The organism is Chitinophaga sp. ARDCPP14, from assembly GCF_051362515.1.
Taxonomy (GTDB): Bacteria; Bacteroidota; Bacteroidia; order Chitinophagales; family Chitinophagaceae; genus Chitinophaga.
Genome location: NZ_JBKIXB010000003.1, coordinates 178060 through 196921, shown reverse-complemented (window position 1 = coordinate 196921; position 18862 = coordinate 178060). Strand labels below are relative to the sequence as shown.

Sequence of the window (18862 nt, the reverse complement as noted above, 5' to 3'; positions counted from 1 at the left end):
AAAGGTCAGGCGCGCATTAGTAGATGTCTACCAGGTCGTTTTTATGCGAAATGTTAATTTGAAGGGTTTTTCTCATAATGTCCAGTACCTCATCCAGCGACATGTTGGGGAAGGTAGCCAGCAGTTTCTTATCAGCCAGTTGTTGATTGCTGATTTTAATCTCTACATTATAAAAATCTTCAAGGGCGTCCGCCACTTCTGTGAGCGGGGTATCGTCAAAAGTTAAGGTCCGGGTTTTCCAGGCCAGAATATTGTTGTTCTTTTTATGGATACGGGTATCTATTTCGCTGCCATTATGCTTCAGAGAGGCTTCCACACCGGGGGTGAGAATTACCTTTTTCTCTTTGCCTTTGTAGGCGGCGCTTACCTTTCCTGACTGCACGAATACTTTAACACCGCTGTTGGCGGCTTTCACGTTGAAGGCAGTACCGAGTACCTGTACTTCTACTTCGGGGGCATTTACAATGAAGGGGAGGGCATCGTTTTTGGTAACATCAAAAAAGGCTTCTCCTTTATCTATTTTAACCTGTCTGTTATCTTTTCCAAATCCACGGGCATAGCGTACCTGTGTATGCGCGTTGAGGTACATCATAGAGCCGTCCGGCAGACGCAAACTATCCTGTTGCTGTGCAGTGGCATAGGTTTTATATCCACCGGGGCCGAGCCAGGTCCATGTGCCGGCTATCAGCAGCACAGCGGCGGCAGCCCACCAGTACCTGCGGTTCATCCTGATCACACGGGTGTTTTGCTCTTGTGCAGGAAGCGCGGCAGTGACTGCGGGAACCTTATCCAGCATGGTATCCAGTGCCTGCCATTGTCCCTGGGTGTCGAAAGCAGAGGCAGCAGGAAGCGGATCGCCGTGCCACATGCCTTTCATATCCAGGAAGATGTCCAGGTTACCAGCATCCTGTTGAATCCATTCGTTGAGCTGCATTTTGTGCTGCTCATTGTCCGGATCTTCCAGGTAACGGATCACTATATCTATGTCTGTTTGATTATTCATGGCTTCTTATTAGTAATACAACCAGGGAACGTTATACCATTAAGCGATAATAAAAAAAATTTCAGGCGTATCCTACGACTTATTAATAAGGTCTACCCGTAATCGTTTTAAAGCTGTGGTCAAATGGGCGTATACTGTATTGATAGAGATATTCAGTTGTTCAGCGATTTCGGCTGGCGACAAGCCTTTCAGGCGGCTCATTTCAAAAACACGGCGGCATTGTTCCGGTAATTTCTCCAGGGCAGAGCGGTATTTGGCTTCCAGCTCCTTATGTTCCAGCAGGGAATGATTATTTTCCGAAGGACTGGCAGTTTGCATTTGTTCCTTGGCGTATACTTCTTTCCGTTGTTCTTTTTTTATGCGGTTTAAACAGGTGTTAACGGTCGCTCTTGCGAGATAATGATTAACCGGGGCTCTCTCATCCAGGTTTTCCGCACCTTTCCACAAGTTGAGGAAAACATCCTGTACCATATCGTTCGCGTCATCTTCATCTTTTACATACCGGACCGCTATATTATACATAGAAGGGGCGAACTGTTTAAAAACAGCTTCGAATACATCTTTGTTTCTGCTCCGGATGCCTTTTACTATTTCGTCGTTACTCAATTGCAACATGCTTTTGATCTTTTGTCTTGTTTCCGTAGTGCGAAGATAATTTTTAAAATTACTAATTACGAAAGCAGCCAGTATACTGATTCATAATTCTTTTTTTCACTTTAACATTTCTTTGACTAATGGTAAGTGAATTGTCGGATGTATTGTTTATATACGGTAGCCAACGATGAGGGCATATAACAAAAACCATGCACATTCATCCGGACCGGGGATAATCATCATAAATATTAACCATACAAAAAATTGATGCCATGAAAAAATCAATTGTAGGAACGCTCGCTTTAGCAACAATGGTAATCGGAATGTCTGCTTTCAAAAGTGCTGATGTAAAAGCAGTAAAATCTGTAGACAGCACCGCCGCAATGGTGGATTCAATTGCAACAGATTCCCTTGTTAGCCTCGATTCAGTAAAAGTTTTCAGTGTTGATTCATTACAGCGCCTGGACTCTTTAAAAGGATTTGATTCCTTAATGACAGTAGATTCTCTGATGGGAATCGATTCTCTCCAGAAAGTTGATTCCCTGAGCGGAATAGACTCATTGCAGAGAATGGACTCTTTACAGGTGGATTCCCTGAGTGGAATGGATTCTTTACAGGTAGATTCCCTGAGCAGAATGGATTCTTTGCAGGTTGATTCCCTGAGCGGAATGGACTCTTTACAGGTAGATTCTTTAACCGGAATCGACTCTTTACAGAGAGTAGATTCTTTACAAGGTAAAGATTCTCTGAAAGTATTAGTAGTAGAAGGTGGTTCTATCACCGGTAAAATTACTCCGGCTGACAGTGCTACAGAAGTAGAAGCAGACAATGGTACAGATAAGCTGAAAGGCGCTATCTCACAGGGTGCATTCACTATCCCCGCTGCTAAAGCAGGATCTTACACTATTACTATTCTCGGTAAAAGCCCTTACAAAAATGCCGTAGTTAAAGATGTAAAAGTAGAAGACGGTAAAGCTACCGACCTGGGCGAAATCAAATTAGAACAATAGTCTTTAATAATGAAATAGCAACCAACAACACAAAATCAGTCCATGATGGAAAACCCATTTTGGTTTGATGCAGGGGGGCCTCTTACGGTCCCTCTTTTTTTTATGCGCGGATTTTGTCTTTCTCAGGATTACGCTGATTTGACTGATTTTTACTTTTGGATTTTGGGATTTGTTTTGGGGGATAGTATTGTTGGGTTAGCTGCAGGTGGTCTTTTATTTTTTCTGGGAGATGACAAACGCGGCCTCTATTAACCGGTTTAGTTCTGTAAAACAGGACAACACTTTCATTCGCTCACTCACAGCGCTATAGGGACTGCCAGGGTTTGTAAGCGCTTCTGTTTGAACAGAAGCGAGGATGTCGTTGGTTTCACCCGGGCCAAATAGCTCAAAGTAGTTTTTCAACACCATTTCCGGAGAATGGTATTCTTCTTCGGAAAGGCGAAATGGGTTTTGGTTAAAAACAAAGATGGCTGAAGAAGATTGCATGGTTAAATGTTTTAATAAAGATACTTAAATTAGTAATATTATAACTTATATTGGTTATAATATTGCTAATTTATGCTGTGCTCATATCTATAATGTTGTTATTCAGTTAATAAATAATTGCTATTTTGCTATTTATAGTTCTGAAAGCACCTATTTATGTCTAAAAAAATATTTAACCGGATTAAAATAGTAATAGTAGAACAGGGAAAAACTAATAATTGGTTGGCAGAACAACTGGGTGTTTCTATTGGAAGCGTGTCCAAATGGTGTACTAATACTGTTCAACCAGGGATAGAAACCTTATTTGAAATCGCCGCTGCATTAGATGTAGACGTACGGGAGCTATTGGTTAGTACAAAGAAACATTCCTGATTTTAACAGATCTGACCTCCTTCACAATAAAATTCAGTCCATTCTGAGGCTCCTGACAGGATTCGCCAGCGCTGCCCGGATCGCCTGAAAACTCACCGTAACCAATGCAATCAGCAAGGCGGCCAAACCCGCTGCCAGGAAAATCCACCAACTGAAGTTTACCCGGTAAACAAAGTCCTGCAGCCATTTACGCATGATCCACCAGGAGAAAGGAGTGGCAATAACGAAGGCGATGGCCACCAGCTTTATAAAATCTGCCGAAAGCAAACGGACAATTCCCTGTATGCTTGCCCCCAATACCTTGCGGATTCCCATCTCCTTTGTTCTTTGTTCAGCCACAAAAGTCGCCAGCCCGAACATACCGAGGCAGGAGATCAATATAGCCAATACCGAAAAGATAGTGGCAATCTTCCCGACCTGTTGTTCGGATTGGTACATCTCGTTAAAAGAATCATCCAGGAACCGGAAGCTAAAAGGTATGCCAGGCGCCAGTGCAGCCCATTTGTCCCGGACCTCTCCGATCAGCGGGGCAATAAGCGAAGTATTTACTTTAAAAGAGGCGAGGCCTGTGCTTCTTTGCAAGGTGAACATGAGCGGGCGGACCTCATGGTGTAATGTTTCAAAATTAAAATTCTTTACTACACCTATGACCGGGTAAGTGGTTGGCTTTCCGGCATCGTTGAAGGTATATATATTCTTTCCAACCGGATCGGCGTAGCCTAAAATCCGCGCAGCCGCCTCGTTGATGATAACAGCCGACGAATCAGTGGTGAAACCGGGGGAAAAGTTCCTTCCCTTTAAGACCTTGATGCCTATGGTAGAAAAGTATCCGTCATCGATCGCCCAGGTTTCTACATTGAAACTATTTGATGCGGTTTGAACAGGGTCTTTGAAGACATTATATACATTGCGGGCCGATTTGGAAACCGGTAAAAAGGCACTCAGTGTTCCTGCTTTCACGCCGGACAATTGCGTCACTTCCCTCTTAAAAACATCCGCATTATTGCCCAGCGCATCAACACCATCAATAATCAATACCTGCTCCTTATTAAATCCAAGGTCGCGTGTCTGAATATAACGCAGCTGCCTGAACACGACGATTGTAGCAATGATCAGCACAATTGAAATGGTAAACTGCACGACAACCAGGGTGCTCCGGAGCCATCCACTTTTTGTACCCGCCTTCAACTGACCTTTTAATACTTCGATAGGTTTAAAGCCAGACAGGAAAAAAGCGGGATAGCTTCCTGCCAGCAAACTCACCGCAAAAGGCAATGCAATCAGCAATGGGAGAATCACCGGCGAAAAAAGACTGGCCAGGGTCATTGTTTTGCCAGACAATGAATTGAAAAGGGGCAGCGCCAGGAAGGCGATCCCGATACCAATCAATAACGACAGGAACACCATCAGGGTGGATTCCGTCAGGAACTGCATCACCAGCTCCCCGCGTGCGGTTCCTAATGCCTTACGGACGCCCACTTCCCGCGCCCTGCCGGCGGATCGCGCCGTTGTCAGGTTCATAAAGTTGACGACGGCAATAAGCAGGATGAACAACGCTACGGCAGAAAAAATGGCGACATATTGAACACTGCCGGGCGGGCTCAATTCTTCACCGCCCTGTCTGTCGGAATACAGATGTATTTGTGTTACAGGAATGAGTGAAAAGCGGAATCCGTTCCCCGATTTTTCCAGGTCTGCCATACTGTAGATCTGAAAATCCTTCATGGCCGGAATAAGATGTTTCTTAATATAAGCGGGAAACTTTTTTTCAAAAGCCTTGTAATCGGTGCCAGGTTTGAGGAGGAGGTAAGTGTGAAAATTGACATTGCCTATCTGTCCCCATTTGTAATCGAGGCTTTGCATGGAGAACAACAGGTCAAAATGGAAGTGGGTATTGCCCGGTATATTCGCGATCACGGCAGTCACTTTATAGGGAACGTCTTTACCGCCGTCCTGGACTTCGATCGTTTTCCCGATGGCATTGTTGGCCGATCCGAAATAGCGGGCCGCGGCCGATGCCGTCATCACCACAGCATAGGGGACATTCAACGCAGTCCGGGTATCGCCTTCCAGCGCCGGGAATGCAAAGACGTTGAAGAAGGTTGAATCGACATAAGCCGTACGTGTTTCGGTGATGTATTCGCTCCCTTTCCTGATCAGCTTCGTGTCGCCACTGTGGGAGTAAATCCGGGTGTATTCCTGTATCTGCGCATAATCCTCTTTGAGAATAGGGCCCATCATATCTGAAGTCTCAGCCACCCGAAGCTCCTGGCCACCCCAACGAACATCCGCGTTGATACGGTAAATATCTCCTGCTTTATTGTAGTAACGGTCGTAGCTCAATTCGTCCAGCACATACAGTGCAATCAACAAAAAGCAACCCAATCCCACGGCCAGACCAGTGAGGTTGATAAAGGAGAAGGTCCTGTTTCTTAGCAGATTTCGACAGGCAACTTTCAGATAATTTTTGAACATACTGACCAATTGGCTTTTTGCGGGTAACTATCGCCCAAAAACATGCCTTTTTATATTGATTTGATTATCAAATCGATAAAGATCCTTTACTGTCCGCTTCTGAACAGAAGCAGTCCGGATCCGGGCGCCGGTATGATACAGCTGTTACTTCTGGGATACTTCTCCGATACATCTCCAATACTTCTCGGATACTTAGGAGTAGCGTATGTGTCGTACTCCCCATATAGTCCCCATACACTTCCCATACACTCCCTATACACTCATGATACACTCATGATACACTTCCCATACACTCCCAATACACTATGCCGGTGGCATCGTCCTGAAATAGGTTTACACTTTTGTCAGATAATCCTGTTTAAGGTTTACAGGTCCCGCCCTGAGATACCAATACAGGTGAACAAATAATCGGGATATTATTTTACAAAATTATAGATTTGGACAAACTTTGAATCACGCATGCGCACTATTATTTTGCTCACCATCTCCAATACCTTCATGACTTTCGCCTGGTACGGCCACCTCAAACACCAGGATGTTGCCCTCTGGAAAGTAATCCTTATCAGCTGGGGCATTGCCTTCTTTGAGTATTGTTTTATGGTGCCAGCCAACCGCTACGGCGCACAGGAGGGGTTCAGCGGCTTCCAGCTTAAAACCATCCAGGAAGTCATTACCCTCACCGTTTTCAGCATTTTTGCCGTCACTTTTCTCAAGGAACCCCTGAGATGGAACTACCTGGTTTCGTTTTTCTTTCTCATCGGCGCCGTGTATTTTATGTTTAAAAAGTAGCGCGGTATTAAAGCAGCGGGCTTATATGCTTTAGGATCAATTCATATTATATAAAAAAAGATGTTAGACAAGATCAAATTAAGAAAAAATCTGTATTATCTTTAGGGATCAACTTTCAACCAAAAACCAAATCATTGAGGGAAGAAGCTAATATACAGCTACTGGTGGAACGGGTGGCATCTCTTGGGGATGAACAGGCTTATAAAGCATTGTTCAGGTTGTTTTACAAACCATTGAGTCAGTTTGCCTTTTCTATTGTGAAATCCTGGGAGTCTGCGGAAGAAATTGCGTCAGATGTGTTTATGAACGTCTGGAAGCAGCGCGAACGTCTGCTCCAGGTAGATAACCTCCGGGTATACCTCTATGTATCTACCAAAAATATTGCCCTCAACTACTTAAATAAGGAAGCCCGCACGCAACATTTCAGTCTCGATGAAGTGGCAGTGGATATCAGCGTCAGTTACGCCACGCCGGAACAGATCTTCATTTCCGGGGAAATGGTAAAAAGGATAGAAGCCGCCGTAAACGCACTCCCACCCAAAAGGAAGATGATCTTTAAACTGATCCGCGAAGATGGCCTTAAATATAAAGAGGTAGCCCAGATCCTCGATATTTCTGTGAACACCATTGATGTTCACATGGCCCAGGCACTCAAAAAAATCAGCGAGGTAATTAACCTCTCCTTTATCAAAACAAAATAATTTAATTTTTTTTTTAGGTGGAGTAGTAGATTCTTGCAATTTACTTGTCCTTCTATATAATCATGCTTTTGTATCATACACATGGAACAGGAAAGAATATGGCTTTTGATGGGAAGGAAAGTATCGGGCGAGGCCACGATGGAGGAGTTGCGTGAACTGGAAGCATCATTGCAGAAAGATCCGGATCTGAGATATAAATTATCTGTATTAAGCAACTGGCCCCAACCGGCCGGCAATAAGGAATGGGAAACCAGGACCGGGCTTGCATTGGAAAAACACCTCGTGAGAATGGAAGAGGAGTTTCCGCAGGAGGAATTACCCGTTAAGAAAGTCAAAAGGAACTTCCGCAAATGGGTGGCCGTGCTTTCTGTACTGGTAGTGATGCTGGGAGGCTATTGTATCTATCTCTTATCAATAAAATATCCGCAAAAAGCCGGTAAAGCAGCTATGGCGGCCATTTATACCCGCGATGGTTCCCGCTCCAGGGCACAGCTGCCGGACGGAACAGAAGTATGGCTCAATGGTGGCAGCCGTTTAACCTATAATCCTGATATGAACAACCTGGAAAACCGGGAGGTTACTTTAGAAGGAGAAGCGTTTTTTGATGTAGCGAAGAATGCAGCCAAACCCTTTTCTATCCACACTTCCAGGATGGATATCAAAGTACTGGGCACCTCTTTTAATGTAAAAGCATATACAGGGGATCAAACCACAGAAGCTACACTGATCACCGGCGCCGTAGAAGTAATCTTGAATGACGGCATGGAAAGGAATGTGAAACTAACGCCTAACCAAAAGATCATCTTACAACACGCACCGGCAGATAAATTGACACAACCCAACCTGGTGGCAGGCTACAAGGTGGAAAATATTCATAGTAACACGCAGGACAGCATGGTGGCGGAAACCGCCTGGTGCGACAACTACCTCGTATTCGACAATGATAACTTCGAAGATATTGCGCTGAAAATGGAACGTTGGTATGGTATCAAAATCCATCTCAACGGTAACAAATTAAAACAATACCATTTCACCGCTACTTTTAAAAATGAATCGTTTTCAGAAGTACTGGAAGCGCTGAAGGTTACAACATCATTTCATTGCAGAATAGTAAGCAATGAAGTATTTATTACCCAGTAAAGGGGTGGAAGTCAACAGAAAATCGATACCTCTCATATAAAAAAAAGGGCAAATGCTGCAAACATTTACCCCTTTTGTTGAGATCAAACGGCAGTTAGCTTCACTTGGCAATGTAGTCCTGTCGTAGTTTTATGACCTTTTACAACCTAAATGTATGGAAAAAAATCATACATTATGTAATCCTTTTGCGTCTAAAAACATAGGGAAAAGTTGTACTGATAATGAAACTGGTGTCCTTTATTATTCTTATTACCTGTTTGCAAATAACTGGGAATGTCTTCGGTCAACAGGACCGGCGCATTTCCATCAAAGCAGATTCATTGCCATTGACACGGCTGCTGAAGATGATCGAAAAGAAAAGCGGTTACCGTTTTGTTTACCGCAACGATCTTATTCCCGCAGGCAAAAAAGTGTCGGTGAATGAAACCAATGCTTTGACAGAAGATATCTTAAAGAAGATACTGAAAAACACCGGCCTCACGTTTAAACAGCTTTCTGCCACCCTGGTGGCTATTGCACCGGAAAACAAAGAGATCAGGAATGTCAGTATCAACGGAACGGTAACAGATGTTTTCGGACATCCGTTGCCAGGTGTGAGTTTGCGTATTGCAGGTCTTAATAAGGGAACTACTACAGATGAGAACGGAGCATTCCACATGGAAGCGCCTTCCTCAGCAACGTTGATCTGTTCTTTCATTGGTTATGAAGAACAGCGGGTGACGGTAAACAACACGGCTCATCTCAACATCATGCTGAAAGACGATTCCAAAGGATTGAACGAAGTAGTGGTAGTAGCTTATAGCGTGCAAACAAAAAGTTCTTTGACAGGTTCAGCTACTATGGTAAGTGCTTCATTGTATGATAAAGCGCCCCGTAGCAGCTTCCAGGAAAGCTTACAAGGCAATGTACCCGGCTTACAATCTACCAATGGTTCCGGCCAGCCCGGATCCATACCCAGTATTCACATACGTGGTATAGGCTCTATTACCGCAGGCAGCTCGCCACTTTACGTGGTAGACGGCACGCCTGTGGTAACAGACAACCTCACCGATTATAATGTTAATTCCCTGGCAGGAATTAACAGCGCAGATATCGCTTCTATCTCTGTTTTGAAAGATGCAGCTTCTGCGTCGATCTATGGCTCCCGCGCTGCCAACGGCGTAATACTGATTACGACGAAAACCGGCAGCCAGGGCAGAACAAAGATCGGCGCAACCATACAAAGAGGCAGCAACCAGCTCACCATTCCGCAGGCCAACTATCCGCTCAATACCAACGAGATGATGGAACTCCTCCGCGAAGGATGGGCGCACAAAGCAGATGGCACAGGGGAAGCCGGTTTTCAACGGGAACTCCGCGCACGTGGCGTGGATACAACCGTTAATACCAACTGGATCGATGTGCTAACCCGCCATGGAGGCTATACACAAGCCAATCTATCTGCCGCAGGCGGAAGTAATAAAACAAAATTTTATGTTTCCGGCGGCTTATATGATTCCAAATCAGCCCTGAAAGGAGTGGACTATAAACGTATGACGGGTAAGCTCAACCTGAGCAACCAGGCCACCAACCGCCTATCATTCGACGTTAACCTGTCGTTATCCTACCAGCGTGCAAACGCAGTAGGAGATGTAGGACTGATGGCTAACCCGGTACGCTCACTCGTCCGCCTGCAACCCTGGCTGAAAATTTATAACGCCGATGGCAGCTACGACTTCAGCTACAACAACACCTTTAACCCGGTGGCAGTACTGAATGGCGATACCCGCACAGGTACCATCTATGGCCTGCTCGGCGGGGCCGGCGCCAAATACGCATTCACTGATTTTCTTTCCTTTGAAACGAAGATCAGCCTCGACCTGAACTACGCCCGCAGCAATTCATTTTTTGCACCGGGATTTGGCGACGGAAGAAATACCAATGGCTGGGTATCGGTAAACAACAACCTGTGGAACAACTGGGTATCTACAAATATCCTGCGGTTCAACAGGAGATGGGGTTACCACGGAATCAATACTTTTGTAGGATACGAAGCACAGAAAACAACCAACAGCGGTAACTCCTCAGCAGCCTCCAACCTGCTGCCCGACCTGCAGCTGCTGGCCGATGCTTCCAAACCGGAAAGTGTATCCTCTGTATCCAACGCAAATTCATTAACAGGATTGTTTCTGAATAACAGCTACGATTACCAGCAGAAATATTATCTGACCGCCTCCATCCGGAGAGACGCCTCTTCCAGGTTCGGCCGTCAGAAAAGAAGTGCCGCATTCTGGTCCATTGGAACCGCGTGGAATATCTACCGGGAACCATTCCTCCGGAATGTAAACGTCATTAACGAATTAAAGATAAGAGCCAGCTACGGCAGCAACGGAAACCAGGCTATTGATAATTATGCTTCATTGTCGCTGTATAGTCCGGCAAATGATTATGATGGGAAACCGGGGTATGTGCTCACGCAATATCCCAATCCTTTCCTTACATGGGAACAGAACAGGCCATTTAATATAGGACTGGATTTTGCCCTGCTTAAAAACAGGTTGTCCGGTTCGGTGGAATACTATAACAGAACCACTTCAAGGTTACTGCTCAATGTACCGGTATCTTCTGCAAATGGTATTACTACTGTTTTCAGAAATAATGGAGAGATGAAAAACAGCGGCTGGGAAATATCCCTTTCTTCCCGCAACATCATCGCAAAAAATGAAAATGAATTCTCATGGCGTACAGATGCCAACATCTCAACGCTGAATAATAAAATTACCCGGCTGGATAATCCAATTACCGGCATCCCGTATAAACGAGAAGTGGGAACAGATTTCTACCAGTTTTTTCTCGCAGGATTCGCAGGGGCGGATCCGCAAACCGGTGAAGCACTGTGGTATAAAGATGCGTCTAAAACCGCTACCACCAAATCTTACGGCGAAGCACAAAGGTTTAACCAGGGAAGCGCCCTGCCAAAATTTTATGGCGGCCTTACCAATTATTTCAGCTACAAAGGATTTGATTTCAGCTTCCAGTTCTTTTATAACTGGGGAAACAAAGTATACGACAACTGGGGAACATTCACAGAATCAGATGGCAGTGGTGGATTTGGCGGAGGCGCAAAAATGTCGCGCCTCATCTATGAAAACCGCTGGCAGAAACCCGGCGATATCACCAACGTACCCAAGGTAGTATTCGGTGGCACACAATCCGGTTTAAGCAACCAGAGCTCATCCCGGTTCCTGTACGACGGCAGCTTTATCCGGCTGAGGGACGTGATGCTCGCTTACAACCTGCCGCAAGACTGGTTGAAGAAAGCCAATATCAACGAAGTGAAAATATATGTACGCGGCAATAATTTATGGACGTATGTAAAAGATAAGTATCTCACAATGGACCCGGAAGTACCGGTAACAGGAGATTATGATCAGCGTCCGCCGGTATTTAAAACCTTCCTGGTAGGGTTGGATGTAAATTTTTAAGGTATTCATGCAAAAGAAATATACATACGGCGTACTCCTGTTACTGGCTGGCTTACTCGGCGCCTGCAGCAAGGATTTCCTTGATCAGAAGCCGGATCAGTCAACAGAAACCGGTCGCGCTATTACCGATCTGCCCGGACTGCGGGCAGCCATCAACGGCGTGTATTCGCTGATGCAGAATGAAAATTATTACGGACGCACCATGCCGCTGCTGCCTGATCTCCGGTCCGACAATGGATTTATCAGCGTCATCAACAGCAACCGGTATCGTAACCAGGACCAGTACATTGTTACTGCCAACGACCAGTATACCACCGATTCATGGAACCAGTTATACGCCGTAGTAGCCAATGCCAATATGGTAATTATGAAGGGACCCAACATCTCCCTGTTACCATCGGCGGCAGACAGCGCAGAGGCAAAACAGATTGTAGCGGAAGCTTACGCATTGCGGGCACAGGTGTTCTTTGATATATCGCGCATGTTTGCGCAGCCTTATAACTATACGCCCGGGGCCACGCACATGGGGATTCCCATTGTGACCATCACCAACGTGGATTCCGTGCAGTCGCCTTCACGCAGTAGTATGAAAGATACGTATGCGCAGATCATCCGCGACCTTACCACGGCGATCAGCAGGTTTGAAGAAAGCAAAAGCACGGCTTTCTCTTCCGGACGTATTAATGTGTATTCCGCCAGGGCGCTGTTGTCGAGGATATTGTTGTATAAAGAAGACTGGCAGGGCGCTGCAACTTATGCGGATGCAGTGATCCGGTCCAACAAATACGCACTGCTGCCCAACGAAGAACTGGTGAGCGATTTTAAGATCACCAATAACAATGAAACCGTTTTTGAAATCATCAATACCCCGGTAGATAACCGGAACACAGATGGTTTAAGTTATATGTTCAGCCAGGATGGATATGGTGATGTACTCGCAACGAATAACATCTACAATATCTACCAGGCAACAGATGTAAGAAGGGACTTTCTGCTGAAAGGCAAACGCGCCGGCAACGGTGGCGAAGACCCGGCAAACATCATCACCAAATACAAAGATGTGAGCACATTCACAGAAAGTATTAAAGTGATGCGGCTGGCAGAATTATACCTGATCCGTGCAGAAGCCGCTGCACACCTTGGAAGCACCGCGGAAGCACAGGCTGACCTGCAACTGGTGGCTCAACGCGCCGACCATAATGCACCGCCGGTAACCGTTACCGGACCTGCACTCCTGGACGCAATCCTGTTGGAAAGAAGAAAGGAACTGGCCTTTGAGGGACACCGGCTGTTTGACTTAATCAGAACAAAACGTTCATTCACCAAATACCTGGCGAGTGACAAAACGATACCGGTAGCGTGGCCTAGTACGAAAGTAATATTGCCCATACCACAAAGAGAACTGGATGCTAACCCCAACATACGCAACCAGCAGAACGAAGGTTACAATTAAATCTAAACCGCCTTTGTTAATAATTGGTTTTTGCTTACGAGCTGGTTGGATTTTTGCTTATGAAGAAATAAAGTCCCGGTGGTTCTCACCGGGACTTTTCTATTTATTCTGACTTCAAACTCTTCACGGGGTTAGCCAATGCAGCCTTTACCGATTGAAAACTGATGGTCAGGAAGGTGAGCAGGATAATGGAAATACCCGCTACTACAAATATCCCCGCGTCTATACGGATACTATAGGCAAACCCTTTCAGCCACTGCGTGGTAGCCCACCAGGCCACCGGGAAAGCAATCAGCATAGCGATCAATACAAGTCGCAGGAAATCTTTCGACAACATCATCACAATAGTACCTACAGTGGCGCCCAGTACTTTCCGGATGCCGATTTCTTTATTTCTCCGCTGCGCTGTAAAGGCGGCCAGTCCGAATAAACCAAGACAGGAAATGAGAATAGCAAGACCGGCAAAGTACCTGGACAACCGGGAGATCTGGTTTTCTGCGGCATATAAGGTCTGGTATCTTTCATCCAGGAACTTGTAATCAAAAGAGAACCCCGGGTTCATTTGCAGGTACATTTCCTGTAATCTGGCAATCACTGCTTTCTCCCGGCCTGTCTCTACTTTAATCATAAACCGGTTGGCATTTTCCGGAGACAGCTCAAAAAACAAGGGCTTTACCTCTTCGTGCAGGGATTCAAAATGAAAATCCTTCACAACTCCTCCAATCCGCATATCCTTACCCCACAGTTTAACGGATTTTCCAACAGGGTCTTTCATCCCCATGAATTTTATGGCGGCTTCATTAAAGATGATCATGGAGGTGTCAGCGCCAAAGTCGCGTGAAAAATCCCGGCCTTCTTTTATCTTAATGTCCAGCGTTTTCAGCAGGTCATAATTTACATCCACCACTTCAAATTCGGTTTCATCTTTCAGATCCTTTCCTTCCCATACTACATCGGAGGTACCGCTGCTATGACCGGTTAATCCATGCCCCATACCAGAAGCAATTTTTACTCCCGGTATATCTTTCACCTCTGCAAGAAAACGTTCACTTACCTCATTCCGTGACAGTTTTCCCTCTTTCGCGAACGTAATTACATGGTCCCTGTCGTAACCCAGATTTTTTGTCTGGATAAAGCTGATCTGCCGGTACACCACCAACACCGCAACGATCAGTACAATGGAGAGGGAAAATTGAAACACCACCAATCCTTTCCTGATCAGCAGTTCCCCCACAGAACCATTGATCTTTCCTTTCAGCACGGCAGCAGGCTTAAACCCTGAAAGATGAAACGCAGGATAGCTACCTGCCACTAAACCGGTAAAGAATGTAATGCCGAGTCCTGATAATATCAGTGCGGTATCAAAATGGAACAACGAGAGTTGTTTCCCTGTAAGATTGTTGAAAACCGGCAGCAACAGGAACACAAGTAAAATGGCCATCAGCAGCGATGCAAAAGCCATTACCATAGATTCCCCGAGGTATTGCAGCATAAGTACACCCCGGCCGGCGCCCATCGCTTTTTTGATGCCTACTTCCTTTGCCCTTCCGGCTGCCTTTGCAGTAGAGAGGTTCATAAAATTGATGCAGGCAATTACCAGTATAAAAATGGCGATAATGGAAAACAGCCGTACATAATCTATCCGGCCTCCCACCTGGATACCGTTCTCAAAGCGGCCATACAAATAATTCTCTGAATAACGCTGAATGAATGGCGTGCGGTAGGTAATCTCATTGTTCGTTTTAAGCTTAATGTAGTTGGCGATTTTAGCATTGAACTTGTTGATGTTGGTGCCTGGTTTTAGCGTTATAAACGTGTAGTATCCTGTATTGCCCCATTCATCAGCGTTTTCCTTTATCATCTTCAGCATGCGGACAGGTAAAACAAAATCAAACTGTTCCGATGAATGTTGATCAGGTGCTTTAAACACACCAGAAACAACAAATTTTTGCTCATGCTGGAAGTCGACCGTTTTGCCGATCACATTTTCGGTGGTACCAAACAATTTTGTGGCGATAACATCAGATAGCACAATAGCTGTTGGATCAGCCAGCACCTGGTTTGGATTTCCTTCCATCAGATCAAAAGAGAACATATTGAAAAAATCCTTGTCCGCATATTTACCCTTGGTCTTTATGCCAACATCATCTTTTACAGAAAGTGTGGATTGTCTCACGGGAGAGACATAGGCGGCATACTCCACTTCGGGCATGTCTTTTTTCAGCGCTTCGGGCATTGGTACAGGAGAGGATTTCGCCGTCCAGATACCGCTCGCCTGTACTCTGTTTTCCAATACCTGGAAAAGGGTGGCGTCGTTTTTATGAAATTTGTCGATACTCAGTTCATCCTGTACCCAAACATAGATCAGGAGCGCACATGCAAGCCCCGTAGATAAACCAATTAAATTGAGATAAGCAAACCGGCGGTCTTTGATCAGATTACGCCAGGCAACCTTCAGGTAGTTTTTTATCATAGCAGAGAATATGTGGTTCGTGTTGCCCAAAGGAGATGCCACTGACCGGGACCACTATAAACCAAAAGAATGTATATTTAGAATATATTTAAATTGTTCGGTTTTGATACAGCTACTGTTCGTATATGTATTGAAGATACTGCGATCCTGCGTTCTGCTACGTTCATCATATTTATCTTCCCGTCCCACTAATTAATTATTACTTTTGGCCATCTGTAAATTCACGTACCAACAAATGTTTATAAGACGATCTACCGCACTGGTTATAATTTTATTGGCAGCATTGGGTTTACCCGCATTGGCACAGCCTTCGCCTGTATGGAACGCAGCCGACATAAAACTGCAATTGAAAAAGTTAGATACGCTTGGAAGCGTATTGTACATTGCCGCCCATCCTGACGACGAAAACACCCGTTTGCTCGGTTACCTGGCAAAGGAAAAACTATATCGCACCGGCTACCTGTCGCTCACCCGCGGTGATGGCGGGCAAAACCTGGTCGGCAATGAACAGTCCGAGTTACTGGGCCTGATCCGTACACAGGAACTGCTGGCGGCACGCCGCATCGATGGTGCAGAACAATTTTTTACCCGTGCACAGGACTTCGGCTTCTCCAAAAATCCACAGGAAACATTTACCATCTGGAACAGGGAACAGATCCTGGGAGATGTAGTATATATGATCCGCAAATTTCAACCGGATGTGATCATTTGCCGCTTCCCGGCCGACAGTCGCGCCGGACACGGACATCATACCGCTTCGGCCATGCTGGCGGAGGAAGCCTATAGCGCCGCAGCCGATCCCAAACGCTTTCCCGAACAGCTGACACGGGTAAAACCCTGGCAGGCCAAACGGATCCTCTGGAATACCTTTAGCTTCGGTAATGTCAACACTACCTCCGACGATCAGTTTAAAATAGATGTAGGCGCCTATAATCCATTGCTTGGAAAAGGCTTTGGTGAGATTGCCGCCGAAAGCCGCTCCCAGCACAAAAGCCAGGGATTTGGCGTTGCGGCAGCCAGGGGCAGCTCGCAGGAATATTTCCTGACGATTAAAGGCAACACACCCAAAAACAGTTTACTCGACGATATCAATACCAGCTGGACAAGGATTCCCGGCGGCAACAAAGTAGGCGCCCTGGTAGACGCCGCCCTCGCGGCCTACAATATGGAAGATCCTGCGGCCTCCGTGCCCGCCCTGCTGGAAATACGCAGCGCCATCCGCTCATTACCGGAAGGGTACTGGCGTGATCTGAAGCTGAAAGAAACCGAGCAACTGATCTACGCATGCGCAGGCCTGTGGGCAGAAGCCTACAGCACTTCACCTACCGTAGTGCCCGGAACCAATATGGAAGCCACCGTGCAACTGATCAACAGGGGACCGGTAAAAATAACGCTGGATAAGATTGATCTGCCCGGCAATACCAATGCAGGCGATCAGCAACCACTGGCCTTTAATAAATTCACCAGCATCTCCAAAACAATGCAGGTACCCGCCGGCACGCCGGAGTCGCAGCCTTATTGGCTGGCAGACGCGCACCCGGTAGGTACTTACATCATCAATGATCCGCTGCTGGTGGGCAATCCTGAAAATATTCCTGCACTGCAGGCGCAAATCCACCTGACTATCGGCGGACAACCATTTACCATTGCACGGCCTTTACAATATAAATATACCGACCCTGTAAAGGGAGAGCTGTATCAGCCGCTGGTGATAGCGCCGCCGGTAGTAGCCGATCTCAGCAACCAGGTATATATTTTTACAGATACCAAAGCGCAGTCGGTACCTGTGAAGCTCCGCGCGATGGCTGATAACGTACAGGGAACTGTACGTCTGCAATTGCCCGCCGGCTTCACCGATGGCAACAGCCAGCCCTTTAGCTTAAAACAGAAAGGAGATGAGGTGGAATTCCGGTTTGATATCAAACCCGTTAAAGGCGTAGCGGAAAATCATGCAGATACCCTCACGGTTGTAATGACCTGTAACGGTAAAGAATATACGCAGAGCTTACAGCAGATCCGCTATGATCATATTCCGCTGATCACCCTGTTTCCACCAGCGCAGGCCAGGCTGGTATCCGTTAACCTGAAACATAACGGCAACCGCCTCGGGTATATTCCCGGTGCAGGCGACATGGTGGCAGCATCGCTCCGCCAGGTTGGATACGATGTAACCGAACTGGGTGAAAAAGATATTATGGGCGGTAACCTGCAGCAATACGATGCCATCATCACCGGAGTGCGCGCTTATAACGTAAACGCACGTATGAAATACTGGCAGCCGAAGCTGATGGAATACGTAAACAACGGCGGCAAACTGGTGATCCAGTACAATGTGAATGGTCCGCTGGTAACAGGCAACCTGGGACCGTATCCGTTTGGATTGTCGCGCGACAGGGTAACGGATGAAAATGCCGCTGTAACATTTAACAACCCGAAAGATCCGGTGCTGCATTATCCAAATGAAATTACTGCCGCCGATTTTAACGGTTGGGTACAGGAAAGAGGTTTGTATTACACCGCTAATGCAGACAAAGCTTATGATAAGCCTTTCAGCATGAACGACAAAGGGGAAGGACCGCTCGATGGATCAACCCTCGTTGCTCATTACGGTAAAGGAGCCTATGTGTACACCGGCTTATCATTTTTCAGGCAGCTGCCTGCAGGCGTACCTGGCGCCTATCGTTTATTTGTAAACCTGATTTCTGTAAAATAGGGATGAAAGACAATGAGTAAGAAGCATCAAGAAAATCGTCCCAGGCTGAAGATCGCCGCTGGCTTTTGTATTATCCTCGGTTTGCTGATCGGATTTACCATCAAGCGCGTGCAGGTGGGATTGATCATCGGTATTGCGTTGGGATTGTTGACCAGCAGCATGTGGACTAAAAGCAACTCAAACGATTAA

The 18862-nt window shown here is 46.1% G+C and carries 14 protein-coding genes; 9 read left to right on the top strand and 5 right to left on the bottom strand.

What is annotated here, in order from left to right; translation table 11 throughout:
- Positions 1 to 16 precede the first annotated feature (16 nt).
- On the bottom strand, positions 17 to 1003 hold the full coding sequence (locus tag ACLHR0_RS09880) for a FecR family protein (protein ID WP_436486212.1): 987 nt from the start codon (positions 1001 to 1003) through the stop codon (positions 17 to 19).
- A 72-nt stretch (positions 1004 to 1075) separates the two neighbouring features.
- Entirely contained in the window at positions 1076 to 1618 is a 543-nt protein-coding gene (locus ACLHR0_RS09875; RefSeq protein ID WP_370913147.1) for an RNA polymerase sigma-70 factor, read from the bottom strand.
- Positions 1619 to 1869: 251 nt separating this feature from the next.
- Here ACLHR0_RS09875 and ACLHR0_RS09870 point away from each other — a divergent pair, with 251 nt between their 5' ends.
- Positions 1870 to 2607, top strand: coding sequence for a hypothetical protein (locus ACLHR0_RS09870; protein ID WP_429048063.1), 738 nt, complete (start codon positions 1870 to 1872; stop codon positions 2605 to 2607).
- A 213-nt stretch (positions 2608 to 2820) separates the two neighbouring features.
- On the opposite strand, the gene ACLHR0_RS09865 is transcribed toward ACLHR0_RS09870, so the two are convergent.
- Entirely contained in the window at positions 2821 to 3093 is a 273-nt protein-coding gene (locus ACLHR0_RS09865; protein ID WP_436486210.1) for a hypothetical protein, read from the bottom strand.
- Between the two features lie 156 nt (positions 3094 to 3249).
- On the opposite strand from ACLHR0_RS09865, the gene ACLHR0_RS09860 reads away from it, so the two are divergent.
- Positions 3250 to 3465, top strand: a complete 216-nt coding sequence (locus tag ACLHR0_RS09860) for a helix-turn-helix transcriptional regulator (RefSeq protein ID WP_429048062.1) — start codon at positions 3250 to 3252, stop codon at positions 3463 to 3465.
- A 33-nt stretch (positions 3466 to 3498) separates the two neighbouring features.
- Here ACLHR0_RS09860 and ACLHR0_RS09855 read toward each other — a convergent pair whose 3' ends face one another.
- Positions 3499 to 5940, bottom strand: a complete 2442-nt coding sequence (locus tag ACLHR0_RS09855; protein ID WP_436486208.1) for an ABC transporter permease — start codon at positions 5938 to 5940, stop codon at positions 3499 to 3501.
- A 459-nt stretch (positions 5941 to 6399) separates the two neighbouring features.
- Here ACLHR0_RS09855 and ACLHR0_RS09850 point away from each other — a divergent pair, with 459 nt between their 5' ends.
- The 5 genes from ACLHR0_RS09850 to ACLHR0_RS09830 all read left to right on the top strand — a co-directional run bounded on the left by ACLHR0_RS09850 (position 6400) and on the right by ACLHR0_RS09830 (position 13487).
- Entirely contained in the window at positions 6400 to 6729 is a 330-nt protein-coding gene (locus tag ACLHR0_RS09850; RefSeq protein ID WP_106531455.1) for a DMT family protein, read from the top strand.
- Positions 6730 to 6863: 134 nt separating this feature from the next.
- A complete protein-coding gene (locus ACLHR0_RS09845) occupies positions 6864 to 7430 on the top strand; it encodes an RNA polymerase sigma-70 factor (protein ID WP_370913143.1) in 567 nt (188 codons plus the stop codon).
- Between the two features lie 108 nt (positions 7431 to 7538).
- Positions 7539 to 8570, top strand: coding sequence for a FecR family protein (locus ACLHR0_RS09840; RefSeq protein WP_436486205.1), 1032 nt, complete (start codon positions 7539 to 7541; stop codon positions 8568 to 8570).
- Between the two features lie 257 nt (positions 8571 to 8827).
- A complete protein-coding gene (locus tag ACLHR0_RS09835) occupies positions 8828 to 12034 on the top strand; it encodes a SusC/RagA family TonB-linked outer membrane protein (protein WP_429048057.1) in 3207 nt (1068 codons plus the stop codon).
- Positions 12035 to 12041: 7 nt separating this feature from the next.
- On the top strand, positions 12042 to 13487 hold the full coding sequence (locus ACLHR0_RS09830) for a RagB/SusD family nutrient uptake outer membrane protein (protein WP_436486202.1): 1446 nt from the start codon (positions 12042 to 12044) through the stop codon (positions 13485 to 13487).
- Positions 13488 to 13590: 103 nt separating this feature from the next.
- On the opposite strand, the gene ACLHR0_RS09825 is transcribed toward ACLHR0_RS09830, so the two are convergent.
- Entirely contained in the window at positions 13591 to 15960 is a 2370-nt protein-coding gene (locus ACLHR0_RS09825) for an ABC transporter permease (RefSeq protein ID WP_436486200.1), read from the bottom strand.
- Between the two features lie 235 nt (positions 15961 to 16195).
- On the opposite strand from ACLHR0_RS09825, the gene ACLHR0_RS09820 reads away from it, so the two are divergent.
- Both ACLHR0_RS09820 and ACLHR0_RS09815 read left to right on the top strand, forming a co-directional pair.
- Positions 16196 to 18673, top strand: coding sequence for a PIG-L family deacetylase (locus tag ACLHR0_RS09820; protein WP_436486198.1), 2478 nt, complete (start codon positions 16196 to 16198; stop codon positions 18671 to 18673).
- A gap of 12 nt (positions 18674 to 18685) precedes the next feature.
- Positions 18686 to 18862: a hypothetical protein gene (locus ACLHR0_RS09815; RefSeq protein WP_370913137.1), complete on the top strand. Its 177-nt coding sequence runs from the start codon at positions 18686 to 18688 to the stop codon at positions 18860 to 18862.

What these genes read in the sequence shown, in the direction of transcription:
- ACLHR0_RS09880 (WP_436486212.1), bottom strand. Translation starts at nt 1,003, where the DNA reads ATGAATAATCAAACAGACATAGATATAGTGATCCGTTACCTGGAAGAT.
- ACLHR0_RS09875 (WP_370913147.1), bottom strand. Translation starts at nt 1,618, where the DNA reads ATGTTGCAATTGAGTAACGACGAAATAGTAAAAGGCATCCGGAGCAGA.
- ACLHR0_RS09870 (WP_429048063.1), top strand. Translation starts at nt 1,870, where the DNA reads ATGAAAAAATCAATTGTAGGAACGCTCGCTTTAGCAACAATGGTAATC.
- ACLHR0_RS09865 (WP_436486210.1), bottom strand. Translation starts at nt 3,093, where the DNA reads ATGCAATCTTCTTCAGCCATCTTTGTTTTTAACCAAAACCCATTTCGC.
- ACLHR0_RS09860 (WP_429048062.1), top strand. Translation starts at nt 3,250, where the DNA reads ATGTCTAAAAAAATATTTAACCGGATTAAAATAGTAATAGTAGAACAG.
- ACLHR0_RS09855 (WP_436486208.1), bottom strand. Translation starts at nt 5,940, where the DNA reads ATGTTCAAAAATTATCTGAAAGTTGCCTGTCGAAATCTGCTAAGAAAC.
- ACLHR0_RS09850 (WP_106531455.1), top strand. Translation starts at nt 6,400, where the DNA reads ATGCGCACTATTATTTTGCTCACCATCTCCAATACCTTCATGACTTTC.
- ACLHR0_RS09840 (WP_436486205.1), top strand. Translation starts at nt 7,539, where the DNA reads ATGGGAAGGAAAGTATCGGGCGAGGCCACGATGGAGGAGTTGCGTGAA.
- ACLHR0_RS09830 (WP_436486202.1), top strand. Translation starts at nt 12,042, where the DNA reads ATGCAAAAGAAATATACATACGGCGTACTCCTGTTACTGGCTGGCTTA.
- ACLHR0_RS09825 (WP_436486200.1), bottom strand. Translation starts at nt 15,960, where the DNA reads ATGATAAAAAACTACCTGAAGGTTGCCTGGCGTAATCTGATCAAAGAC.
- ACLHR0_RS09820 (WP_436486198.1), top strand. Translation starts at nt 16,196, where the DNA reads ATGTTTATAAGACGATCTACCGCACTGGTTATAATTTTATTGGCAGCA.
- ACLHR0_RS09815 (WP_370913137.1), top strand. Translation starts at nt 18,686, where the DNA reads ATGAGTAAGAAGCATCAAGAAAATCGTCCCAGGCTGAAGATCGCCGCT.